This window comes from Devosia lacusdianchii, from assembly GCF_022429625.1.
Classification (GTDB): domain Bacteria; phylum Pseudomonadota; class Alphaproteobacteria; order Rhizobiales; family Devosiaceae; genus Devosia; species Devosia lacusdianchii.
Genome location: NZ_CP092483.1, coordinates 2847840 through 2871103, shown reverse-complemented (window position 1 = coordinate 2871103; position 23264 = coordinate 2847840). Strand labels below are relative to the sequence as shown.

27 protein-coding genes are annotated in these 23264 nt (G+C 63.3%); 9 read left to right on the top strand and 18 right to left on the bottom strand.

Annotation, left to right across the window (positions count from 1 at the left end; translation table 11 throughout):
- Positions 1-23: 23 nt before the first annotated feature.
- The gene (locus tag MF606_RS14185; RefSeq protein WP_240229999.1) at positions 24-440 is read right to left on the bottom strand and encodes an META domain-containing protein; all 417 of its coding nucleotides are present in this window, start codon (positions 438-440) and stop codon (positions 24-26) included.
- A gap of 402 nt (positions 441-842) precedes the next feature.
- Between MF606_RS14185 and MF606_RS14180 the strand changes: the two genes are divergently transcribed.
- Positions 843-1706: a hypothetical protein gene (locus MF606_RS14180; RefSeq protein WP_240229998.1), complete on the top strand. Its 864-nt coding sequence runs from the start codon at positions 843-845 to the stop codon at positions 1704-1706.
- Between the two features lie 42 nt (positions 1707-1748).
- On the opposite strand, the gene ald is transcribed toward MF606_RS14180, so the two are convergent.
- On the bottom strand, positions 1749-2867 hold the full coding sequence (gene ald, locus MF606_RS14175) for an alanine dehydrogenase (protein ID WP_240229997.1): 1119 nt from the start codon (positions 2865-2867) through the stop codon (positions 1749-1751).
- Between the two features lie 120 nt (positions 2868-2987).
- On the opposite strand from ald, the gene MF606_RS14170 reads away from it, so the two are divergent.
- A complete protein-coding gene (locus MF606_RS14170) occupies positions 2988-3452 on the top strand; it encodes an Lrp/AsnC family transcriptional regulator (RefSeq protein WP_240229996.1) in 465 nt (154 codons plus the stop codon).
- On the opposite strand, the gene MF606_RS14165 is transcribed toward MF606_RS14170, so the two are convergent.
- Entirely contained in the window at positions 3449-3970 is a 522-nt protein-coding gene (locus MF606_RS14165) for a MarR family winged helix-turn-helix transcriptional regulator (RefSeq protein ID WP_240229995.1), read from the bottom strand. The genes MF606_RS14170 and MF606_RS14165 overlap by 4 nt on opposite strands.
- A gap of 134 nt (positions 3971-4104) precedes the next feature.
- Here MF606_RS14165 and MF606_RS14160 point away from each other — a divergent pair, with 134 nt between their 5' ends.
- The gene (locus tag MF606_RS14160) at positions 4105-4995 is read left to right on the top strand and encodes a branched-chain amino acid aminotransferase (RefSeq protein WP_240229994.1); all 891 of its coding nucleotides are present in this window, start codon (positions 4105-4107) and stop codon (positions 4993-4995) included.
- Between the two features lie 176 nt (positions 4996-5171).
- Here MF606_RS14160 and MF606_RS14155 read toward each other — a convergent pair whose 3' ends face one another.
- From MF606_RS14155 to MF606_RS14105, 11 genes are all read right to left on the bottom strand, one after another.
- On the bottom strand, positions 5172-5618 hold the full coding sequence (locus tag MF606_RS14155; RefSeq protein ID WP_240229993.1) for a molybdenum cofactor biosynthesis protein MoaE: 447 nt from the start codon (positions 5616-5618) through the stop codon (positions 5172-5174).
- A 1-nt stretch (position 5619) separates the two neighbouring features.
- Complete coding sequence (locus MF606_RS14150) at positions 5620-5871, bottom strand: MoaD/ThiS family protein (protein ID WP_240229992.1); 252 nt, start codon at positions 5869-5871, stop codon at positions 5620-5622.
- Entirely contained in the window at positions 5868-6434 is a 567-nt protein-coding gene (gene pgsA / locus MF606_RS14145; RefSeq protein ID WP_240229991.1) for a CDP-diacylglycerol--glycerol-3-phosphate 3-phosphatidyltransferase, read from the bottom strand. The genes MF606_RS14150 and pgsA overlap by 4 nt, the downstream gene beginning before the upstream one ends.
- Before the next feature lie 170 nt (positions 6435-6604).
- Positions 6605-7678: a 3-deoxy-7-phosphoheptulonate synthase gene (locus MF606_RS14140; protein WP_240229990.1), complete on the bottom strand. Its 1074-nt coding sequence runs from the start codon at positions 7676-7678 to the stop codon at positions 6605-6607.
- Positions 7679-7952: 274 nt separating this feature from the next.
- Positions 7953-8753 carry an ABC transporter permease gene (locus MF606_RS14135; RefSeq protein ID WP_240229989.1) on the bottom strand — a complete coding sequence of 267 codons (801 nt, stop codon included), beginning with the start codon at positions 8751-8753 and terminating at the stop codon, positions 7953-7955.
- 3 nt (positions 8754-8756) lie between these two features.
- Positions 8757-9560 (bottom strand): ABC transporter permease, encoded by an 804-nt coding sequence (locus tag MF606_RS14130; protein ID WP_240229988.1) that lies wholly within the window; start codon positions 9558-9560, stop codon positions 8757-8759.
- Positions 9557-10558, bottom strand: coding sequence for an ABC transporter ATP-binding protein (locus tag MF606_RS14125; RefSeq protein WP_240229987.1), 1002 nt, complete (start codon positions 10556-10558; stop codon positions 9557-9559). Before MF606_RS14125 ends, MF606_RS14130 begins: the two co-directional genes overlap by 4 nt.
- A gap of 88 nt (positions 10559-10646) precedes the next feature.
- Positions 10647-11192: a putative immunity protein gene (locus tag MF606_RS14120; protein WP_240229986.1), complete on the bottom strand. Its 546-nt coding sequence runs from the start codon at positions 11190-11192 to the stop codon at positions 10647-10649.
- A 30-nt stretch (positions 11193-11222) separates the two neighbouring features.
- Complete coding sequence (locus tag MF606_RS14115) at positions 11223-12233, bottom strand: magnesium and cobalt transport protein CorA (RefSeq protein WP_240229985.1); 1011 nt, start codon at positions 12231-12233, stop codon at positions 11223-11225.
- Between the two features lie 196 nt (positions 12234-12429).
- A complete protein-coding gene (gene uvrC / locus MF606_RS14110; protein ID WP_240229984.1) occupies positions 12430-14316 on the bottom strand; it encodes an excinuclease ABC subunit UvrC in 1887 nt (628 codons plus the stop codon).
- Entirely contained in the window at positions 14313-15095 is a 783-nt protein-coding gene (locus MF606_RS14105; protein WP_240229983.1) for an SDR family oxidoreductase, read from the bottom strand. Before MF606_RS14105 ends, uvrC begins: the two co-directional genes overlap by 4 nt.
- 227 nt (positions 15096-15322) lie before the next feature.
- On the opposite strand from MF606_RS14105, the gene MF606_RS14100 reads away from it, so the two are divergent.
- Together MF606_RS14100 and MF606_RS14095 are read left to right on the top strand one after the other, a co-directional pair.
- A complete protein-coding gene (locus MF606_RS14100; RefSeq protein WP_240229982.1) occupies positions 15323-15643 on the top strand; it encodes a hypothetical protein in 321 nt (106 codons plus the stop codon).
- Positions 15644-15722: 79 nt separating this feature from the next.
- Entirely contained in the window at positions 15723-16646 is a 924-nt protein-coding gene (locus MF606_RS14095) for a DMT family transporter (protein ID WP_240229981.1), read from the top strand.
- Here the strand turns inward: MF606_RS14095 and MF606_RS14090 are convergent, their stop codons facing one another.
- Complete coding sequence (locus MF606_RS14090) at positions 16647-17042, bottom strand: DUF2177 family protein (RefSeq protein ID WP_240229980.1); 396 nt, start codon at positions 17040-17042, stop codon at positions 16647-16649.
- A 50-nt stretch (positions 17043-17092) separates the two neighbouring features.
- On the bottom strand, positions 17093-17803 hold the full coding sequence (locus tag MF606_RS14085; protein WP_338084374.1) for a pyridoxamine 5'-phosphate oxidase family protein: 711 nt from the start codon (positions 17801-17803) through the stop codon (positions 17093-17095).
- Positions 17804-17923: 120 nt separating this feature from the next.
- Here MF606_RS14085 and MF606_RS14075 point away from each other — a divergent pair, with 120 nt between their 5' ends.
- Complete coding sequence (locus tag MF606_RS14075; protein ID WP_240229978.1) at positions 17924-18364, top strand: hypothetical protein; 441 nt, start codon at positions 17924-17926, stop codon at positions 18362-18364.
- A gap of 37 nt (positions 18365-18401) precedes the next feature.
- On the opposite strand, the gene MF606_RS21635 is transcribed toward MF606_RS14075, so the two are convergent.
- Both MF606_RS21635 and MF606_RS14065 read right to left on the bottom strand, forming a co-directional pair.
- Positions 18402-18893: an SH3 domain-containing protein gene (locus MF606_RS21635; RefSeq protein WP_275693086.1), complete on the bottom strand. Its 492-nt coding sequence runs from the start codon at positions 18891-18893 to the stop codon at positions 18402-18404.
- Between the two features lie 80 nt (positions 18894-18973).
- On the bottom strand, positions 18974-19396 hold the full coding sequence (locus MF606_RS14065; protein WP_240229976.1) for a MarR family transcriptional regulator: 423 nt from the start codon (positions 19394-19396) through the stop codon (positions 18974-18976).
- A gap of 165 nt (positions 19397-19561) precedes the next feature.
- Between MF606_RS14065 and MF606_RS14060 the strand changes: the two genes are divergently transcribed.
- The 3 genes from MF606_RS14060 (at position 19562) to hemH (ending at position 23263) form a co-directional block, all read left to right on the top strand.
- Positions 19562-20461: a LysR family transcriptional regulator gene (locus MF606_RS14060; protein ID WP_240229975.1), complete on the top strand. Its 900-nt coding sequence runs from the start codon at positions 19562-19564 to the stop codon at positions 20459-20461.
- A 9-nt stretch (positions 20462-20470) separates the two neighbouring features.
- Positions 20471-22156: a HoxN/HupN/NixA family nickel/cobalt transporter gene (locus MF606_RS14055; RefSeq protein ID WP_240229974.1), complete on the top strand. Its 1686-nt coding sequence runs from the start codon at positions 20471-20473 to the stop codon at positions 22154-22156.
- 81 nt (positions 22157-22237) lie between these two features.
- On the top strand, positions 22238-23263 hold the full coding sequence (gene hemH, locus MF606_RS14050) for a ferrochelatase (protein ID WP_240229973.1): 1026 nt from the start codon (positions 22238-22240) through the stop codon (positions 23261-23263).
- The last annotated feature ends 1 nt before the right edge of the window (position 23264 follow it).

Below are 23264 nucleotides of genomic sequence, written 5' to 3'. Positions count from 1 at the left end.
GTGCCTGAAATGGCGCGGGGCTTTTACTCGGCGGGCGACAAGCGCGCGAGGCTGGATGCTCCGGGGCCGCTCAAGACCAAATCGCCATCGACGATGCTGTAGCCGTCGGCCGCTTCCAGTGCGGCAAAGTAGGCCTGTTCCTGGGACAGGCCATCGCAAGCCATCATGGTGGACACGATTTGATGGATATCGATGCTTGTGGGGGTGAGCTTGAGGTCGCCGCCAAAGCTATTGCATCCGCCATTGCCGCCCACATTATCGGCCGAGATGACAAGGGTCGAACTGATCGCGTCATCGGTTGGCGACCCGTTCAGCTCCACTAGTCGCCAACTGGTACCCACGAGGTCATTGGCTACGGCGCCATCGGCAATGGCTGGTGTGGCGAAGAGGGCGAGGGTGCCCAGCAGGGCGATTGGAGTCAGGTAACTCTTTGAGGTCATGATTTTTCTCCCGGTCGAGCAACAGGCTGCAAGGCGATTGTGGCCGTTTTCGAGGGGTGCCACATGGCCTGTTTCCGATCACAGATAGAAGTGGTGGGAACTCTTGTCCGCTCGTGTCGTTGAGTGGGGGAACCGTGCTGCGGCGAGCTGCAAATCGGAACCAGATTTGGCATCCGCTTCCTCCCTGGATGCCAAGCGATCGGTGGACTGCTGCAGAGGCTGACGCTCCTTTGTGGTGTCTCCGGTGGGGGCGCGAAACTCTGTTTCGCGCCCTTTTTCACGGTCGTACAAATTGCTGCGACTTTTCCACACATCAGCATTTACTTGTAATATCAAGCTAAGAAAATTTCTACGCTCGCTTTATGTCGCTGTTTCCCATGTATTCGCGTGCCTGGTGAGGAGTTGAAACAGGCGGAATACATCGCTCGTACCTTCTTCGTGACCATAGTGGTTGCTTGGAAGGAGATGTCTATGCGTAACGCTGTTTCAGTTGTTTTCGCCAGCGTCCTACTTGCTGGTGCAGTTATGCCCTCTCACGCTCAAGATCTGCTGGGTAACTTGCTCGGCGGTGATGGTGGTGGTGGGCTCGTCACTCTTGGATCTGGTGAGGCGTCGTCCGGCGGCCTAGTGAATGTCGGTCTCGGCGGAGGCGACGGCAATTTGGTCGATCTCAATGTTGGCGGCAGTGAAGGATTGGCGACTGCCAATATCTCCAGCGGCAGCGGAAACGGTCTGCTCGACGCCAATGTTGATCTGCTCAACGATACCGTGGGCGTAACCGCCAATGTAGGCGGGGATAATCTCCTCGGTATCGGGATCGCGGTCGGCGGGTCTGGAAATTCCGGTGGACCTGGCGGCCCCGGGGCACCTGGCAATCCAGGTTCACCCGGCAATCCAGGTGCGCCGGGGAATCCAGGATTGCCCAGCAATCCCGGCTTTTCCGGGAGCGGTGTGGCCAATAGTGGTGGTGGCGCGGCGTGCGACGGAGCCTCGCCTAACCAGATTGCTCGCCTGATCCGGTCAACGCAGGTCGACGCTTCGTGGATGCGGGCATCGAACGTGGCGATCCAAAGGGTGCAGGTGTGTCCCGAGGTTCGCGTCTGGCTGAGCAGTCAACTCGCCGGCTCCGGGCTTGGGCCCGTGCTGCAGAACGCGGTGGCGTCTGATGCGCTGATCAGCACGTCGCTGGGTCGGAGCAATTACGGCACTGATCGCGTTTTCGCCGTGAAGCGCTCGGGCGCACAACTGACTATCTACGTTTACTAGACGCGTGCGGCCCGGCGCGGTTACGCGCCGGGCTTGCCTCATTTAGATAGCCAGAGCCGTTTCTGGTGAAACGAATTCGTAGCCCAGAACCTGCGCCACCGGGGCGCAGGTTACTTTGCCATGCCAGATGTTGAGGCCGGCGCGCAGGTGTGGATCGGCGCGTAGTGCGTCCTTCCAACCCAAATTTGCCAGTCGTGCCACATGCGGCAGAGTGGCGTTGTTGAGCGCGTAAGTGGAGGTGCGCGCCACACCGCCGGGCATGTTGGCCACGCAATAGTGGACGATGCCGTCGACAACGTAGGTGGGTTCGGCGTGGGTGGTGGCGTGCGAGGTTTCAAAGCAGCCCCCCTGATCGATGGCGACGTCGACCAGCACGGCACCCGCTTTCATGGTGGAGAGCATGGCTCGGGTGACCAGCTTGGGTGCGGCGGCGCCGGGCACCAGTACGGCGCCGATGACCAGATCGGCATTGGCGACATGCTCGGCGATGGACGCCTTGTTGGAATAGAGCACGCGAGCTTTGGCGCCGAAGTGGCTGGCGAGCCGTTCGAGGGCGAGGGGGCTCTTGTCGAGAATGGTCACGTCGGCCTGTAGCCCGACGGCGTTTTCGGCCGCGTGGAAGCCGACGACGCCACCGCCGAGAATGACGACCTTGCCTGGTTGTACCCCGGGCACGCCGCCCAGCAACACGCCGCGACCGCCATGAGCTTTTTCCAGTGCCGTAGCGCCTGCCTGGATCGCCATGCGGCCGGCGACCTGGCTCATCGGCTTCAGCAAGGGCAGGGCGCCCGTCGGGTCGGTCACGGTTTCATAGGCGATGCAGGTTGCGCCCGACGCGACGAGATCGCGGGTCTGTTCCGGGTCGGGCGCGAGGTGGAGGTAGGTGAAGAGGATCTGGTCCTTGCGGAGCATGGCCCGCTCGGCGGGCTGGGGCTCCTTGACCTTGACGATCATGTCGGCGGCGTCGAACACGACGCGGGCGTCGTTGGCGATTTCGGCGCCGGCGTCGCGGTAGTCATTGTCGCTATCGCCGATGCCTGATCCAGCCTGGGTTTCGACCAGGACCCGGTGTCCGAGATGGGTCAGCTCCGCCACGCTTTCGGGCGTGAGGCCAACCCGGTACTCATGGTTTTTGATTTCTCTTGGTACGCCGATCAGCATTTTTTCCTCCCAATGCTTATGACGCACAACAGATCAAGCTCCGGGCAGAATGTGCTTGCGTTTTTTGTGCAATTCCTGGCCAAACTCGAATGACATTCGAGGAGGCCGAGAAAAATCGCGATGATATTGCAAATCGATGCCGTGGACCGGAAACTGCTGCGCGCCTTGCAGAGCGATAGCCGAAAGAGCGTGCAGGTCCTTGGCGATGCGGTGGGCTTGTCAGCCTCGGCCTGCCACCGGCGTCTCAAGGCACTGGAGGAACAGGGACTGATCGAGGGCTACCGGGCCGTGTTGAGCGCAGGCCGGCTGGGCTACTCGATGCAGTTCTTCATCGAGGTCGGGCTGATCAGCCAAAGCGAGGCGGCGCTGGAGGCGTTCGAGACCGCTGTGCAGGATATTCCGGAGGTGCTGGAGTGCCACCTGATGGCCGGGCAGTCAGACTATATCCTGCGGGTGGTTTGTCGCGATCACGAGGACTTCGAGCGGCTGCACCGGCGACTCAGCGCGCGGTTGCCGGGGGTGGCGCGTATTCACTCGAATATGAGTATTCGCACGGTGAAGGCGCGGACGGGGCTACCGATCTAGAGACCGGTCGTCAGGTTCAACCGATCCAGCACATTGCGGTCGTCGGGGTCGACCATGCCAACCAGGAAGCGGGTGACGATGCGGCGCGAATCGGGGGGCAGGCTTGATATGGCGGCGTCGATACGGCTGGCCTGGGTGGCCGAGAGGGTCCGGAAGAACTGGCGGCCCTTTTCGGTGGCGAAGAGCAGGCGCTGGCGGCGGTCGGAATGGCCGGTTTTCTGTTCGACATAGCCGTTGTCGATCAACTGGCGGAGAACGCGTGCCAGGCTCTGCTTGGTGATCTTGAGGATGTCGAGCAGGTCGGCGACGGGCATGCCGGGGCGCAGATTGACGAAGTACAGCACCCGGTGATGGGCGCGGCCGAAGTCCTGCCGGCCCAGCAGGGCGTCGGCATCGCCAGTGAAATCGCGATAGGCGAAAAAGAACAGGCCCATGATGTCGAGGGGCAGGGTTTCACCCCCGCTTGGCAGGGCGGAATTTATGTCAGCTATGTTGACATTTTTATCGTGCGCTGCCATTGTCTTCCCATCAGGACGCCGTTCCGTCTTATCCCTCAGCCTTTGTGGTTTGCCAAGGCCTTGGGCCTGGGGCATGATCGGCGCCAAGCTGTTCGCCACAGGCGAGCCAATAAACAAATATGCGGAGAGGGATCATGGCCGGCGTGCCCATGGACCAGCGTGAAGGCTGGATCTGGTTTGATGGCGAATTCAAACCTTGGAAAGACGCGAAGATTCACGTGCTGACGCACGGGCTGCATTACGCCAGCTCAGTGTTCGAAGGCGAGCGTGCGTATGGCGGCGAGATTTTCAAGTCGCGCGAACACACCGAACGGCTGATCCGTTCGGCCAAGACGCTCGACATGCCAATGCCGTGGTCGGTCGACCAGATCGAGGAGGCCAAGCGCGCCGTTCTCGAAAAGAACGGCCTGGTTGACGCCTATATCCGCCCCGTCGCATGGCGTGGTTCGGAAGAGCTCAGCGTTCCGGCGCGCAACAATACGGTGCATCTGGCGATCGCCGCATGGGTGTGGCCGAGCTATTTCTCGGTTGAAGAGAAACTAAAGGGCATCCGCCTCGAATGGAGCAAGTGGAAGCGCCCGTCGCCGGAGACGATCCCGTCGTCTGCCAAGGCGGCCGGTCTCTACATGATCTGCACGCTGTCCAAGGACGCGGCCATGGCCAATGGCTATGCCGATGCGCTGATGCTGGACTATCGGGGCTATGTGGCGGAAGCCACGGGCGCCAACGTGTTCTTTATCAAGGGCAAGGACATCACCACGCCGACGCCGGATTGCTTCCTCAATGGTATCACCCGGCAGACGCTGATCGAGCTGGCCAAGCGCAACGGCTATACGGTCACCGAGCGCCACATCATGCCGGAAGAGCTTGGCGATTTCGACGAGTGCTTCCTGACGGGCACCGCCGCGGAAGTGACGCCGGTGAGCGAGATCGGGCAGTACAAGTTCAAGCCGGCAGAGGGTTGCCGCACGCTGATCGATGCGTATAGCGCCGAGGTCCAGCCCAAGCGGGTTGCGGCGGAATAAGCGGAATCGATTTGTGAAGAAGCCGGGCCAAGTGCCCGGCTTTTTTGTTGGTTTCGCTGTGTTGCATTGCATTTGCCGGCCAACCACTGGCCGTCACCCTCGGGCTTGACCCGATGGTGACGCGCGGTGGATGGGGGCGCAATGTCGCTGCGAAGTAGTTTGGAAAGTTCACACCGCTATTCCCACCGCGCCTTGGCGGCGTCGTCTTCGGCTTTGGCCTCGACCCAGTGCGTGCCCCTCGGACCTGTTTCCTGTTTCCAGAACGGGGCGTCGGTCTTGAGGTAGTCCATCAGGAATTCGGCGGCCTTGAAGGCGGGGTCGCGGTGGGGGGATAGGGTCATCACCTGGACGATGGGTTCGCCGGGGCCGAGGGTGCCGTAGCGGTGGATGATGGTGGCCGCCAACAGGTCGAAGCGGGTCGTTGCCCTGGCGACTATGTCGTTGAGCTGGTTGATGGCCAGTTCTGGATAGCATTCGAGCGTCAGGGCGGTGATCGGGTCGTCGGACTTGCTGCGGACGACGCCGGTGAAGGTGACGGCGGCGCCGGCGCCATTGCCGGCCTTGAGGAAGGCGTTGGTTTCGGCGCCGGGATCGAAGGGGGCGGGGGAGACGCGGACGGTCATCTCAGCCGCCCGTCATCGGCGGGAACAGCGCCACGACCTTTGCGCCCGTTATCGACGCGGTGTGTGGGACCAGCTTGGCGTCAACGGCGGCTTTGATCAGGGCGCGCTTTTCGACGGCAAGGGCGAAGGCTTCGTCGCGGGCGGCGAGCCAGTCGATCAGGTCGGCGATGGTGGCGACCGTTGCTGGCGGCGAAACCTCTTCCTCGCCGCGATTGAGGCGTTCGCGCAGCCAGGCGAAGTAGAGAATCTTCATTTCTGGTCTTCGACCAGATGCGGCCAGCTGGCGCGTAGATACTGGAAACCGGTCCACAGGGTTAGCGCACCCGCGGCCCACAAAGCGATGTCGCTGGTCAGGCGCAGGCCGGGCACGATGCGTTCCAGCAGCACGATGGCGAGGGCGACGAGCTGGATGGTGGTCTTCCATTTGGCGAGCCAGCTCACTGGCAGGACCACTTTCACGTTGCCGAGGAATTCGCGCAGGCCGGAGACGAAGAACTCGCGGAAGAGGATGGCGCAGGCCGGGATCATGTCCCAGCCCGAAAAGCTGCCATCCCATGCGAGGGCGGCGATGAGGATGCCGACCAGCAGCTTGTCGGCTATGGGGTCGAGCATGCGGCCGAGAGGGGAATACTGGTTCCAGGCGCGCGCCAGGTAACCGTCGAGCCAGTCGCTGGCGGCGGCGATGACGTAGATGACCAGAGCAATCAGGCGCAGGATGACGTCGCCGTTCATCACCAGCGCAACGATCGGGATGATCGCCAGGATGCGGGCGATGGTGATAATGTTCGGGACGAGGAAGAGCGGGTTTCTGGCCATGGGGGGACAGAACAGGAATGGGCGGAGGGGGTCAAGGTGTGGCGAAGTTGAGTCTTCGTGAGGTACCCCCTCCTAGCCTCCCCCTGATAGGGGGAGGGACCGATTGAGAACGTGGCAAGATCTTCGAAAGCCCGGTGGGGTTCCTCCCGGTTAGGAGGGGGTATTCTTGCTTACGCCACCTGCTGGTTCGTTGCCGCCCGCCGTTGCGTCACCGCTTCGGCCAGTGCCTCCAGCGCCACCACCGTGGTATCCCAGTCGATGCAGCCGTCGGTGATCGACTGGCCGTAGACGAGGCTGCGGCCTTCGACGAGGTCCTGCCGTCCGGCGACGAGGTTGGATTCGATCATGACGCCGATGATGCGGCGGTCACCGGATGCCATCTGGGCCCCGATGTCGGCCAGGACGATTGGCTGGTTTTCCGGGTTCTTGGAGGAGTTGGCGTGGCTGGCGTCGATCATGATCACTGGCGGCAGCCCGGATTTTTCGGCAGCCTTGGCAGCGGCGTCGACGCTGGCGGCGTCGTAATTGGTGGTTTTGCCGCCGCGCAGGATGATGTGGCAATCCTCGTTGCCTGTGGTTGCCGCGATGGCGGAGTGGCCATCCTTGGTCACCGCCAGGAAGTGATGCGGCTGACTGGCCGAGCTCACCGCGTCAAGGGCGATCTTCACATTGCCGTCGGTGCCGTTCTTGAAGCCGACCGGGCAGGACAGGCCGGAGGCCAGTTCGCGGTGAATCTGGCTTTCGGTGGTGCGGGCGCCGATGGCGGCCCAGCTCACGAGGTCGGCAATGTATTGCGGCGTGGTCATGTCGAGGAATTCGCATGCGGCCGGGATGCCGAGGTTGGCGACGTCGAGCAGCAGGGCGCGGGCGGTGTGGAGGCCGGTGTCGATGTCGAAGCTGCCATCGAGGTTGGGGTCGTTGATGAGGCCCTTCCAGCCGACGGTGGTGCGGGGCTTTTCGAAATAGACGCGCATGATGATCTCGAGCCGGTCGCCCAGGGAGGCGCGCAGCGCGACGAGGCGCTTGGCGTAATCCAGCGCCGCGGCGGGATCGTGAATGGAGCAGGGGCCGACGACGACGGCGAGGCGGTCGTCATTGCCGGCGAGAATATTATGGAAGGCGTGGCGGGCGCTGATGACGGTGCGGGTGGCGGCGTCGGTACGCGGATGTTGTCGCATGACCTCGATCGGGGTGGTCAGCTCCTTGATGGCGCGGATGCGCAGGTCGTCGGTGGATTTCAGCACTTGTGGTCTCCTCGGGGATTTTTGGGCGAGGCGGCCAACAAAAAAGCCGCCTCGGGAAGGGGGCGGCTGGCTTCGGGTTTGGTCGTATCTTGTGAGATCAGATCAAGCGCGCGGTAGCCTCCGCCGGGAGCGGATAGCTAAACCAAAACGAGAAAGTGGCGGCGGAACGGATCATGGTGAAAGGTGTAGCGTGAGAATCTGGGGTTGTCGAGGCTGAGTTTTCGGTGGCACGACCTCGTGGTTCGACAGGCTCACCATGAGGTCTACTGCTGGGTTAGCCGCCGGCGCCCTGGTAGTTGCGCAGGCAGTAGCGCCAGTGGGCCATGGCGATGAGCACGGCGATCGGGCCAGCGAGCAGCGAGGCGGGGCCGGCCCAGTCGCCGAGCAGCGGCACCGGTTTGCCGAGGGCCACTGCGACCGGGACATAGGCCATGAAGCCGAGCGGCGCGATGGTGAGCATCAGTACCTGCAGGGGAAGCGGGAAGATGTTGAGCGGGTAGCGCGCCAGTTCCCAAAAGCCAAAGAAGATCGAATAGAGGTGGCGTGAGCGCACCCAGACGAGCGCGGTAGCGCCGATCATGGTCATGACGGCGCAGACGATCATGCAGGCCCCGGCCAGGGTCGCCAGCAGATAGAGCGCTATCGGAACCGACCACCCGATCTGCACCTGGGTCAGCGCCCAGGCCATGAGGCCGATAGCCAGCACGACGTGGCCGGCATAGCCGATATTGAGGCCGGAAAAGACCAGATAGGTCCACGGACTGATCGGCTTGACCAGAATGGCGTCCATGGTGCCCTTGCGCACCAGTTCTTCCATTTCGCGGAACTGGGTGAAGCTGAAAGCGGCGCCAAGGGAATAGCCGAGCAGGTGGAAGCTGAGCAGCAGCGCGATTTCGGGCCAGAGCCAGCCGCCGAGGACGCCGAAGCGGGCGAGGATCAGGGCTATGGCGGTGTACATGGCGGCGTAGGAGACGAATTGCGACACCCAGCCGAGGATCATGGCGGTGGGATATTCGGTCCTCGTGCGGATGTAGGTGCCGACCAGGTGTGGGATGACGGCAAGGGAGCGGGCCATGGGTCAGCCTCCCTGCACGACGAGGCGGTGCCGGGCGCGGCCCCAGAGCCAGGCCAGAGTGCCCATCAAGGCGGCGAGCCAGAGCAGGCCAACGCCGAAATAGATCAGTGTTTGGAGGGGCGCGAGTTTGCCCAGATAGACTGCGGCCGGATAGTAGGAAACCCAGGCGAAGGGCAGGTGGCCGGCAATGGCGGCGAGCCAGCCGGGAAAGAACCAGAGCGGGACGAGGCCGCCCGACAGCAGGGTCATGATGCTGCCGAAGAACCAGTCCAGCGAATGTGCGGTCATCAACCAGAATGCCGCCAGGCCCAGTAGCGTCGCCAGGGTGAAGAGCATCATGAAGGACAGCGCCCAATAGGCGAGGAAGGCAAGGCCGTGGAACAGGCCGGCAGGTGGGACAAGGCCGAAGGTGAGGCCCACGATCAGCGCGACCGGCACGGTCATTGCCAGGAATTCGAAGATGAAATTGCCGAAATGACTGGCGAGCAGGAAGCCGGGATAGTGCAGGGGCTTGAGCAGGTAGACTGCGATATCGCCCGTGCGCACGACGGTATCGACATCGCTGAGCAGACGCGAGTAGTCCCAGTAGAGAATGGGTCCGGCCAAGAGGGCATAGGTGATCATTTCGGGCAGGGTGACGCCGTCAACGCTGGAGGTGGCAGCGGCGCCGAAGACGGAAATCCAGATGGCGATGCGGGCAAAGATGAAGACGAGATCGCCAAAGGCACCGGCCCAGACCTGATTGCGGTAGGCCAGCCGGGTCTGGAAGGCGTTGGCGGTGAAGGCGGAATAGGCGAGGGTCTTCATCCCGCTGCCACCAGATTTGGCTTCTGCTGGTAGAAGGTGCGGATAACCTCCTCGATGGCCGGTTCGTGCAGGGCGACGTCCTTGAGATCGTAGCCGGAGCCGAGTTCGGTCAGCACGTCGAGAATTGAGGTCTCTTCGCTGTCGAGCAGGAAGTGCTTGATGGCACCTTGATCGGTGGCGAGGCTGGCGGTGGTGAGGGCGATCGGGCCGGGATCGGTGCCGAATTCGAGCGTGAGGCGGCGCCGCGTGCCGAGGCTGGCGCGGAGCCGGCCGAGTTCTCCGTCGAATAACAGCTTGCCGTCATCGACCATGATCAGGCGCGGGCAGATTTCCTCGATGTCCTGCAGATCGTGGGTGGTGAGGATAATGGTGGTGCCGCGCTGGCGGTTCACCTCGGAGAGGAATTTGCGCACCGCATCCTTGGCGACCACGTCGAGGCCGATTGTGGGTTCGTCGAGGAACAGGATTTTTGGATCGTGCAGCAGCGCCATGGCGATCTCGGCGCGCATGCGCTGGCCGAGACTGAGCTGACGCACCGGGCGATCGAGGTAGGCATCCATGGCCAGCATCTGGGAGAGATAGGCCAGGTTGTCGGTGTAGCGGACCTCACTAATGTCGTAGATACGGCGATTGAGCTCGAAGCTGTCGCGCACCGGCAGGTCCCACCAGAGCTGGCTGCGTTGGCCGAAGACGACGCCGATCTCGGAGGCGTTGACCATGCGCTGCTCGTGCGGTGTGCGGCCGAGCACGGAGAGGGTGCCCGCCGAGGGGACCAGGATGCCGGTCATCATCTTGATCATGGTGGATTTGCCGGCCCCATTGGGGCCGAGATAGCCGACGGCTTCGCCGGCATCGATGTTGAAGCTGATATCGACGACGGCCCGCACTTCGGTGAATTCGCGGCTGAATAGGCTCTTGACCGCCCCGCCAAGCCCAGGAAAACGCTTCGGCTGGCGGAAGGTCTTGACGACCCCGCTGGCAGTGATGATGCCGGTCATGATGATTTCCTCGCGAGGAGGAAGCTAGCCGATTCTCGGGGCGCGTGAAGGTTTTGTGACGTGCCGGTGATGGTGGCCAGGCGGCTGCCTAGTCCAGTTCGGTGTCAAGGCCATGCTGCAAGTCGCGGATAATGACGCCGAGTTGGCCGGAGGCGAGCAGGCCCGGGCCCAGAGGGCCCGAGCGGTCCTGGCCAATGGGCGGGAGGGTAAGCAGGGCGGTGCGCATCCCGGCCGTCAGCTGCTTGAGCTGCCAGCGGATCTCGTTGGGGATGGCCTCGGGGTCGTCCGGGGCGCTCAGGCCGATGGCCTTGGCCGCATAGGCCGCGGCGCCCAGGGCATGGGCTCCCATATGGCAAATGGCTGCCGCTTGACCGGCGGCTCGCGCGGCTGCGGCAGCGGCGAGAGATTTCGCCTCGCTGGCAGCGCTGCCGCCGGCAAAGCGCTGGCGGATTTCCTCGGCCGTATCCAGCTCGCCGCGCGCATAGGCACGGGTCCGGGCGATGGCGGCGCGGGGGCGGTCGTCGGCCGGTCTTTCGGCCTCAAAAATCCACAGGACGCGTTCGGCACAGTCCGCTCCCCACGCGGCGACAAGGCGTCGGTCGGAATCGCTGAGTGACTGCGAGGATTTTGCCATCTCGGCCTCGATGAAATTTGGCGCGTGGCGTTACAGCCAGCCGCTGCGGCGCAACCTGACATAGAGAGTGATGCAGATCGTGGCAACGGCGGTGAGGACGACCAGGTAGCCGTATTGCCATTTGAGCTCGGGCATGAATTCGAAGTTCATGCCGTAAATGCCGGCGACGGCGGTGGGGACGGCGAGGATGGCGGCCCAGGCGGCGAGGCGGCGGGAGATATGGGTCTGCTGCACCTGGCCGGCCATCATGGAGGCCTCGAAGGCGAAGGCCAGGACTTCGCGCAGGGCGTCGATTTCGTCCTGTACGCGGCGGATGTGGTCGGTGACGTCGCGGAACAGCGGCTGCATCGAGGCCTCGATCGGGCGGACCTCGACATGCTGCACGCGGCGGCAGACGTCGACCAGGGCGGAAGCGGCGTTACGCAGGCGGAGCAGGTCGCGGCGCAGCATGTAGAGGCGCTGCACCTGGATCTGGGTCAGCTCGCCTGCAAACACCTGATCCTCGATGGCCTCGACCTCGGTATTCATGGTTTCGAGGACCGGCATGTAATTGTCGACGATGAAATCGAGCAGGGCGTAGAGGATGTAATCCTCGCCATGGGACAGCACTTTGGGGCAGGATTCGGCGCGCTGGCGGACCGGGGCGTAGGACGTCGAGGCGCCGTGGCGGACGGAGACGATGTAGCCGCGGCCGACGAAGATGTGGGTTTCCCCGAAGCTTATGCGGCCCTCGAGCATATGGGCGGTGCGGGCGACGATGAAAACGCAGTCGCCATATTGTTCGAGCTTGGGCCGCTGATGGGGCTGGCCGGCATCCTCGATGGCGAGATCGTGGAGGCCGAACTGGACCTGCACGCGGGCGAGGAGTTCGGGGCTGGGTTCGAGCAGGCCGATCCAGACGACGTGGGCGGGGCGCTTGGCCCAGGCGCCGGCCTCGTCGACGGCGATATCGGTCAGGCGATGGCCATCGGCATAGACGCTGGCGGCGACAACGCCGGTTTCAAGCGCGGGTTTTTCCTCGACCGGAACTGCATGCAGCATGGTGGGCTCCTCCCTTGTGGGGAGGTTACGCTTGTTGGGTTAAGGAGAACAGAGTGGGGGTGGCGAGCGGAAGCGCGGTCCACACTCGATCGTCACCCTCGGGCTTGACCCGAGGGGACTGTACTTACCGAACGTTTCGTAAGTGTAGAGCCCGGGTCAGGCCCGAGGGTGACGGCCGGTGCGAGGTGAGGAAGCGTCACCCCGCCGACCGATTGAAATGATCGTAGATCAACTGCGCCATGGCGCTTGAGATGGTCGGCACGGACTCAAGATCAGTCAGGCTGGCGCGGCCGACGGCTTTGGCGGAGCCGAAATGGTTGAGCAGGGCCCGCTTGCGGGTCGGGCCGATGCCGTCGATTTCGTCGAGCGGGTTCTTGATCTGGGCCTTGTTGCGCTTGGCGCGATGGGTGCCGATGGCGAAGCGGTGCACTTCATCGCGCAGGCGCTGGACGTAGTAGAGCACCGGATCGCGATGCGGCAGCATGAACGGCTCCCGGCCCTCCATGTGGAATTTCTCGCGGCCGGCGTCGCGCTCTTCGCCCTTGGCGATGCCGATGAAGATCACTTCCCTGGGCAGGTTCATTTCGGCGATGACTTCGCGCACCGCGCTCATCTGCCCGGCGCCGCCGTCGATGAAAACCACGTCGGGCCAGTCCGGCATGCCTGTGGCTTCGTCCTCGGTGTCGTCTTCGCTCTCGTTGACCAGGCGGGTGAAGCGCCGCGTCAACACTTCGCGCATCATGCCGAAGTCGTCGCCGGCCGCGATGTCGGATTTGATGTTGAAGGTGCGGTAGTGCTTCTTGGAGAAACCTTCCTCGCCGGCCACCACCATGGCGCCGACCATGTTGGTGCCCGAGATATGCGAATTGTCATAGGCTTCGATGCGGCGCGGAACCTCTTCGAGGCCGAAGGTTTCGGCCACGCCTTCGAGCAGCTGGCGATTGGTGGCGCCTTCGGCGAGCTGACGACCGAGGGCCTCGCGGGCATTGTTGAGCGCGTGGTTGACCAGGTCGCGCTTTTCGCCGCGCTTGGGCTGTTCGATATAGACGCGGCGGCCGGCGCGGGTGGAAAGGGCTTCCTCCATGACGTCGGGTTCGGCCAGATCGTGGCTGATGAGGACCAGGCGGGCCGGAGTACGATTTTCGTAGAACTGGCCGATGAAGGCTTCGAGCACTTCGGCGTCGGTAAGGCTGGCGTCGGCGCGCGGGCGATAGGGGTAATTGCCCCAGTTCTGGAAGGCGCGGAAGAAGAAGACCTGCACGCAGAACTGGCCGCCTTCGTGGTGGATGGCGAAGACGTCGGCTTCTTCCACGGTCTTGGCGGTGGCGTCGCCCTGCGACTGGATCAGCGCCAAGGCAGAGAGGCGGTCGCGGAGCAGGGCGGCGCGTTCGAAATCAAGCTGTTCGGCGGCGGAGTTCATGTCAGTCTGGAGGTGATTTCGGACGGCGCTGGATTTACCCGAGAGGAATTGGCGCGCGTCTTCGACCAGTTCGCCATAGCCCTCGAGGCTGATTTCGCGGGTGCAGGGCGCGGCGCAGCGCTTGATCTGGAATTGCAGGCAGGGACGGGTGCGGGCGGCGTAGAAGCTGTCCGAGCAATTGCGGAGCAGGAAGGCCTTTTGTAGGCTGGCAATGGTGCGGCCGACTGCGGTGGCCGAGGCGAAGGGGCCGAAATAGTGGCCCTGGCGGCGTCTTGTGCCGCGATGCTTGGTGAGTTCGGGCGCCTCGTGATCGGTGGCGATCAGGATGTAGGGGAAGCTCTTGTCGTCGCGCAGCAGCACATTGAAGCGGGGTTTTAGCCGCTTGATCATGTTGGCTTCGAGCAGCAGCGCTTCGGACTCGGTTTCGGTGCGCACGAACTCCATGCTGACCGTCGAGGCGATCATCCGCTGCAGGCGGACTTCGAGGCCATCAGGGCGGGTATAATTGGTGACGCGCGCCTTGAGATTGCGGGCCTTGCCGACATACATGACCTCGCCTTCCGCATCGAGCATGCGGTAGACGCCCGGGGCTGCCGGCAGGGTGCGGACGAAGGCGCGGATGACCTCGTGACCGCTGGGCGGGGGTGCGGTTTCGTCGCTCATGATCGGGGCGTCGGGCCCTGGCGGGCCGGATATTCGAGATGTTCGCCGCCATCGAGCGCCAGCATCTGGCCGGTCATCGACGGCGTCTTGAGCAGCATCAGGATGCCTTCGGCGATGGCTTCGGGGCCGGCATGGCGCTGCAGCGGCAGGGCGGCGACCGAGCGGTCAAACTCGGCCTGGCTCTGGCGGCTATGCGGCAGGACGGGGCCAGGGCCAATGGCGTTGACGCGAATGGCCGGAGCGAGCGACTGGGCCAGGGTGCGCGTGGCCGTCCACAACACGGATTTGGAGAGCGTGTAGCTGAAATAGGACGGCGACGGGTGCAGGACGCGCTCGTCGATCATGTTGATGATGTTGCCATCGGCGCCATCAGGCAATTGCGCGGCGAAATCGCGGGCGAGGAAAATCGGGGCCTCGGCGTGGATGGCGAAATGCTGGTCCCACAGGGTCTCGTCAACGTCGTGCGCACTGTCGGGGTCGAAGGTCGAGGCGTTGTTGACCAGCACGGTCAGCGGCCCGAACGCTTTGGCCGCTCGGGCTATCAAGCCAGCGCGCTGCGAGCGGCGGCCGAGATCGGCCTTAACGATGGCGGCCCGGCCGCCATTGCGGACAATCTCCTTGCGGACGGCGCGGGCGCCCTCGGCATCGGACCGGTAGTGGATGACTACCGCGTGGCCGTTGCGGGCCAGAGCTCGGGCGATCGCTGCACCGATGCGGTCACCAGCGCCGGTGACGAGCGCGACGGGAAGGGCGGGCGATGAAACGGGTTGATTCGTCATGACTTACGGGCTTTGACCTGTTGGGCGGACCATAGGCCGGTTTGGCGGTGTTCTTCAATGCCGTGCACGAAGCGTGAACAGGCACAGGATGCAAGGCTTTTCTGCGCTTGGCCTGCTGACAGGTTCGGGCAGCAGCATTGTCCTTTTGTTGCAGTGGCTTCAGGCGTAGGCTTCCTCTTGTCGCCGCTGGGCAGGTGGCTTGGCGGTATTCCTGGAGGGGGACTCAGATGGAAGTTATCGTGCCTATTCTCGTGCAGTTGATCGGCGGCGGGGTCGGCGGCAACGTCATCGGACAAATCGTCAAATCGCTCAATCTCGGGACGACCGGAAACACGATCGTTGGCGCTATCGGCGGCATTGCCGGTACGTGGCTCGCGAGCAAAGTGCCGGGACTCGACTCCCTGGTTGGGGCTGCGGCAGGGGCTGCCGGTACCACTGGCGGGATGGATCTTGGTGCGCTTGCGGGTCAGGGCGCGACCGGCCTGGTCGGCGGCGGCATCTTGACCGCCATTGCCGGCCTTATCAAGTCGGCAACGTCCAAGGCTTAATCTACCGCTTAGCGCTCAAGCGCCCCGGTGCCATCGGGTGCCGGGGCGCTTCCGTTTCCTCCTCCGTTTCGCGTTGACCATGTCCCCTTCCATCGCCGAAATCCGCACCGACAATGTCGGCCGCGCCATCGTCCTGACGCTCATCACCGTTGGTGTTTTCGGCGTGCAGGACGCGATGTCCAAGACGCTGGTGCAGACCTATTCCCCGTTCCAGATCACCATGATGCGCTATTGGGGTTTTGCCCTGTTCGCGCTGATCTTGGTGATGCGGCAGGCGCCGCTGCGGCAGGCCCTGGCCTCCAAAGTGCCGGGGTGGCAGGTGTTGCGCGGCGTGCTGCTGATGGCGGATATCTGGTTCTTCGCACTGGCATTGCGTACGGTGCCGCTGGGCGAGCTGCAGGCGATAACGGTGGTCTATCCGCTGCTGGTGACGCTGTTCGCCATTCCCATCCTGGGCGAAAAAGTGGGTGTGTTCCGCTTTGTCGCCGTCGGGGTGGGTTTTGCCGGCGCACTGATCATTGTCAGGCCGGGCGGGCTGCCGCTCGACTGGGGCGTGTTGTTCGCCCTGCTGTCAGCGGCATTTTATGCCATCTACATCGTGATCACGCGCAAGGTCAGCCAGTTCGACAGTGCGCCGACCAGCATGGCCTATGCCGCGATCATCGGGCTCGTGCTGTCCGGCGCCGTCGGCGTGTTCTTCTGGCAGCCAATGGGCTGGGTGGATTTCGCCATGGTGGTCGGGATCATGATCACCACCTGCGCCGGGCATGGACTGATGGTGTTCGCGCTCAGCATGGCGCCGGCAAGCGTGGTGCAGCCGTTCAACTATTTCTCGTTGCCCTGGGCGATCGTGCTAAGCGCGGTGGTTTTTGGGCACTGGATCGATGCGATCTCGCTGCTGGGCGCGGCGATTATCGTTGGCGCGGGCCTCGTGGTCATGGCGCGCGAGCGGATGCGCAAGGTGGCGGTGGCGGGAACGCCGACCTTGCCGGGTACCGAGTAATCAGCCGAAGAAGCGGATGATCCAGACGCCGCCGGCGGCGCTGATGGCGGTCAGCACCGTGCCCCAGGCTATGTCGACCATGGCGACTGTCGGGGTGAAGCCCTTGACGGTCGAGAGGTTGGTCAGGTCATAGGTGCCATACGCAACGAAGCCGAGAATGGCGCCCATCAGCAGGGCCTTGCCGACATCACCGTCGGCTGGTGCGGCCACCAGGACCACCACGCCGACCAGATAGGCGAGATAGAACAGACCCGCGATAGCCAGGTTGGGATTGGGGAGCAGCAGGTCTCCCAGCTCGCGGCGATAAAAGCGCTGGGCCATGGTCGAGAGCCAGATGAAATCCAGCGGAAAAAAGACCACGGCGCAGGCGGCGTAGAGGAGCAGGTACTTGGTCACAGGACGGTCTCCGCGGAGGTGACGCCGATGGCATCACCTCCGGGCTGGGATCACAAGATGACTTTGGCGTTTTCACCGATCTTCGGCGTACGGCCGGTGACGGCAGCGGCCAACATCGAGATCGTCGTGACGATGCGGCCGGGGCTGTCCCACAGTTCGGCGTCCTGCGGCACGACCTTGATGACGCGGATGGCCGGGTCTTCGGGGCTATCCCACCAGGCCTTGGCGAAGGGCGACCAGAGGTCCTTGATCCGCTTGCGGTCGTTCGAGACCGTGGCCTTGCCCGAGATCGCTACATACTTGCTGCTCTTGTGATCGGCGAAGCTGACGCTGACCATCGGAAACTCAGAGACCTGATCATCCTTCTCACCGTTGATGTCGATGAGGAAATAGATCGCCCCTTCATCCTTTTCGACGCTGGCAGCCAGCGGACGGGCGCGCTGTTGCTTACCATCCCAGGTCACGAACATGGCGATGCCAATGCGCTTGGCCAGTTCCCAGACGCGGTCGACGTGATCGTCGTGTTCCTTGCCGGTCATGCTGGAGTCGCGGGACTGCCGGTTGGCCGGGCTGGCGGCGCGCTTGGCGGCCACGGGCTTGGTTTTTGGGGCGGACTTGGCTTTGAGGGTCTTGGCCGCGCCCGCATTGGCCGCTGGCTTTGCCGGGCTCTTCGCGGCCTTAGTGGCGGCAGGTTTTGCGGAAGCCGCCTTCGTTGCGGGGCGGCGAGGGGTCGTCTTGGTATCGGTGGTGGCGGTGGCCATGATGGACTTCCTTCAACTGACGTTGGTTTGACAACGAGCCAGCGGCGCAGGGGTTGCGCGGTCTTGAAGTCCGTGATCGGGAAGGGCATGTGATGCAGCATAGGCAATGGGAGGCCCGTAATGATCTGGCTGATTGAAATTGCGCTGGTGTTGCTGCTGGTGGGCGGCGGCTGGACGCTATTGTCGCGCGGCAAGCGTACCGACGAACGGGAGTCGCTGACCATGCGGCGCGTCGATGCCTATATCGAGACGATCCGCCGTGAACGGACCAATCGCGATCTCGTCGCCATGAGCGATACCGAGCTGCGCGACCTGTTGCATTCGGGCGCGCGGAACCTGCGGCTGGCCAGCGAGCGCAAGGGTTGGACGCTGCTGGGAGCTGCGGGCGTGACCTTGTTCTCGGCCATCGTCGCGGCCAGCCAGGATGGGCTGCGCGGCTTTGCCATAGCGTTAATCGTCGGCGGGCTGGTGACCTATGGGCTCAACGAATTCCTCGGGCGGCGCATGCGACAGCCGCTGGAGCAGCGCGGGATCGACGTCGATCGGCTGAAGGTGGAATAAGAAAAACGCCGCCCCGGAGGGCGGCGCTCGAAATGGCTTAGTTGCCGATGCAGAAGTAGCCGTTCGGACCGTTGAAGCACACGCTACCACCCGGACGCTGCGGGTAGGGCGGGTAGACAGGCCACGGACGCGGCGGGCGCGGGTTCCAGTGCGGCGGACGCGGCGGGCGCGGGTTCCAGACCGGCGGCTCGTAATAGTCGTCGTCGTCCCAGCCGCCGCCATTGTAGCCACGGTCGAGATAGCTGGCCGAGACCCAGCCGTCGGGACCACGACGATTGACCAGGCACCAGCTGCCGCGGCACTGCTGCACATCGACCTGTTCACCGCGGCGCATCACGTCGACGACGCCGTAACCCGTGCTCGGACCCGAGCGGACATTGACGTTGCCGGTTGCATAGCGGGGGCTGCCATTGCGGCACCGGCCGTCGCCATAAGCGCCAGGGCTGCGAGGCCGCCTGCCATGAGTTTCTTGCTCAAAGCCATTGCTTGAACTCCTTTTACTTGGGCATCGCTTGCCCGATGTCCCCACAAAACACTTTCCCGCCTGAACGGAAGCTGAATGACTTCGTCATCAGCGCGCTGACTTTGTCAGAACCGGATGGAGTGCGGCTAGAAGTGGAGCAATTCGACGAAGCGCTTCAGCCGATCGCCCAGCTTCTTGCGTTGCTTGGCTTTCAACTCGCCCATGAGGGCATCCTCGAGCTGGGTCCAGTGATCGGCCAGCCCGTTACGGATGCGCACGCCGCGTTCGGTCAGGGCAATGCCAGGTGCAAGCTCCGGCCCGACAGCCTGCCGAGTGACGAGGCCTCGCTCGCCGAGACGGCTGAGGCGGGCGGCGATCGCGTCGCCATCCAGGCCCAATTCCGCGGCAAGGGCCGCCTCGGTCATCCCGTTGCGGCCAAGCTCGAACAGGATGGCATCGTCGCCGGGTTCGAGCCCGCGCTCGACGAGCGGCAGCAGCAGCGCCTTATGCGCGAGCTGGCCGGCTTCGATCAGCCGATAAAGCGTGGAGCGGGATGAGGGTTTGGACATGGGCGGGAAAATAGTCCGAACTCCTTGGGCGCGTCGATTGGCGTTTCCATCCTATCGTTAATCGTGGAACGACCAAGACCCGTTATTGTTCACCTGGTGCAGATGAGTTATGCGTCCATTACGTCGATCCCGTGAACGGAACATCATGACGCAGGACTTGCTTTCGTGACACAGGACCTGGCCCGCATCCGCGCCTTCGTCCAGGTTTTCGACTCTGGCGGCTTTTCGTCGGCCGCGCGCCAGCATGGGCGCTCCAAGGCGCTGCTCAGCAAGTACGTCACCGACCTTGAGGATTATCTCGGGGTGAGGCTGATGAATCGGACCACGCGGAAGCTCAGCCTGACCGAGGCGGGCGAGGCCTATTATCGCGAGGCCAGCGCGCTGCTGCAGCAACTTGACGATCTCGATGCGACCATTACCGACCAGACAGCCGAGCCGCGCGGCCTGTTGCGGGTGTCGGCACCGCGCAATTTCGGCGAGGATACGCTGGCGCCGGCTATCTACGAATATCTGCGCAAGCATCCGAAGGTGACGCTCGATCTGCGGCTCGAGGATCGCTATGTCGATCTGGTCGACGAGGGGGTCGATGTGGCGTTGCGCATTTCGACGCTCGCCGACTCCTCGCTGATCGCGCGCAAGATCGCCGACATGCACGTGATCGTGGGGGCCTCGCCTGGTCTGCTCAAGCAGCATGGTACGCCCGAGCATCCCGAGGACCTGCGGCATTTGCCCTGCATTATCGACGTCAACCTGCAGGGTCAGTCGAACTGGCGCTTCACCGAAGATGGCAAGACGATCTCGGTGCCGGTCAATGGACCATTGCGGGTCAATTCGCCGCTTGCCGCGCGCAAGGCGGCGGTGATGGGTCTCGGATTTGTCATATTACCGTCCTATCTGGCGGACCCGGTGGTAGCCAGCGGCGAGCTTGTGCCGGTGCTGAAGGACTTTCTGCCGACCGGCCAGACGTTGCAGGCGGTGTATCCGCATCGGCGGCATCTGGCGGGCAAGGTGCGGGCGCTGATCGACCATCTGGTCGACTGGTTTGCGACGCATCCGATTAGCTAGGGGCGGAATGTGACGCTGCGTAGTTTTTGCGGCCGGCTTGCCGGTTTCGTATTTGGCATGCTGGCCTTTGCCGCGCCGGCTTTTGCTCACCCGCACATTTTCATCGATGCGAAGGTAACCATCCGGTTCGACGATAGCGGCGCCGTTGTTGGTCTGCGGCACGCGTGGACCTTCGATACGGCATTCTCGGCCTGGGTGACGCAGGGGCTCGATACCAATGGCGACCGGCAAACCAGCGCCGAGGAGATGCAGGGCCTCGCCGACGAGAACATGACCGGCCTGGCGGACTACGGCTTCTATACGATTGCCGGTGACGCCAGTGATCCGCTGACATTCAGTCCAGTTGGCGACCAGCGGATGGACTATGCCGATGGTCATACGACGCTGACCTATTCCCTGACGACGAACCGGCCGCATCCGCTGGGCAAGCGGTTCGAGATGGGCGTCTACGACCCGGAATACTATGTGGCGATTACCTTCGGCAGTGCATCGGACGTTACGCTGGAAAATGCGCCGGCTGGCTGCGCGGTGACGCTCGATCCGCCCAAGGATATGGATCCGGATGTGGAGCAGCGGCTCTATGCGCTCGGGCCAGACGTCACTGAATTGCCGCCCGACCTGGCGGCGGCGATGCGGGGTACGCAGGGGCTGATCGTCGTGACCTGCGACGGCGCTCCGGCGGCAGCGCCAGCCTCGGCGCTGGAGGCGGTCAATGAGGTCGCGCAGGCAAGGCCCGCCATGCCGTTCGGCGGACCACCGCCCGAGCCGGGGCTCAACCTGCCGCGCACGGGCTTTTTTGGCTGGATCCAGGAGCAGCAGCGCAATTTCTATGGCGCGATGACCACCTCGCTTGATGCGTTGCGGACGGATTGGACGGCATTCTGGGTGTTGGGCGGGCTGAGTTTTCTCTATGGCGTTTTCCACGCTGCGGGGCCGGGCCACGGTAAGGTGGTGATCTCGTCCTATGTGCTCGCGAACGAAACGCAATTGCGGCGTGGCGTGTTGCTGAGCGTGCTGTCGGCGCTGATGCAGTCGCTGGTGGCCGTTGTGTTCGTGCTTGTCGCGGCCGGGTTGCTGGGTATGACCAGCATCGCCATGGGCGATGCGGCCAACTGGATCGGCATTGCGTCTTACGCCATGGTGGCGCTGCTCGGGCTATGGCTTGTGGCCCGCAAGGTGTTCGGCTGGGGGCATTCGCATTCGCACCAACACGATGACATGGCGCATAAGGCGCATGCTCACCTGCATAGCCATGGTGAGCACGATCACCATCATCATGGTCACGATCACCACCATCATGATCATCACAATCATGATGACCATGGCCATGACCATGCCGGCCACGATCACGTTCATATCGTAACGCCCGAGGCGACGACCGGGAGTTTGCGGGAGCAGCTCAGCGTGGTCCTGGCGGTTGGTTTGCGGCCGTGTTCGGGCGCGCTGGTGGTGCTGGTGTTCGCACTGTCGCAGGGGCTGCTGCCGGCAGGTATTGCCGCTGTGTTCCTGATGGGAGCGGGGACGGCAATCACGGTCGCAGTTCTGGCGACACTGGCCGTGACGGCGAAGGGTCTTGCGCGGAGGATCGGGGGCGTCGACAATCCGGTGACTGCTGCCCTGGTCTGGTGGGTGGAACTGCTGGGTGCGGTTGCGGTGCTGGCATTCGGCGTGCTGCTGCTGATTGCCAGCCTCTAGCGCGACCCATCGCCGCCTTGCGGATGAGCGGGGAGCGTTTATGGTGCGCCCCAGCCTAGAACAGTTCAAAAACCGGCGCCCATGTCCCACTCATTGCCCCCCGACCATCCGTTTATCCAGAAGCCCAAGATCGGCGTCTTGCTGCTCAATTTGGGCACGCCGGACGCGACGGACTATTGGAGCGTACGGCGCTATCTCAAGGAATTTTTGAGCGATCCGCGTGTCATCGAGACGCCGAAATGGCTGTGGTGGCCGATCCTCAACCTCGTGATCCTGAGCTTCCGGCCGCAGAAGAGTGGCCATGCCTATGCGCAGATCTGGGACAAGGAAAAGAACGAAAGCCCGCTGCGGGTGATCACGCGCAACCAGACCGAAGCGCTGGCCGCGCGGCTGGCCGGCAACGAGGATATCGTGGTGGATTTCGCCATGCGCTACGGCAACCCCTCGACCAAAAGCGTGCTGGAAAAGATGCGCGCGGCGGGATGCCAGAAAATCCTGCTGGTGCCGCTCTATCCGCAATATTCGGCCACGACCACCGCCACCGCCAATGACAAGGCGTTCGAGGCACTGGGCGCGATGCGCTGGCAGCCGGCTGTGCGCACAGCGCCGGCCTATTTCGACGATGCCAAGTATGTCGAGACGCTGGCCAATTCGATCCGTGACGGCGTTGCGGCGCTGGATTTCGAACCGGATCTGGTGATCACCAGCTATCACGGCATGCCGGTCGAATACCTGGAGCGCGGCGACCCCTATCACTGCCAGTGTCACAAGACGACGCGGCTGGTGCGCGAGCAACTGGGGTGGGACAAGTCAAAGATCATGGTGACGTTCCAGTCCCGCTTCGGGCCAACCAAGTGGCTGGAGCCCTATACGGACGTGACGCTGGGTGAGCTGCCTGGCAAGGGCATCAAGAAGATCGCCATACTAGCACCGGCCTTTTCGGCGGATTGCATCGAGACGCTCGAAGAAATCGCCATGCAGGGCAAGGAAACGTTCATGGAGGCCGGGGGCGAGCGCTTCGCCTACATTCCGTGCCTTAATGACAGCCCTGGCGGAATGGACATGATCGAAGCGATGGTGCGGCGGGAATTGAGCGGCTGGATTTGAG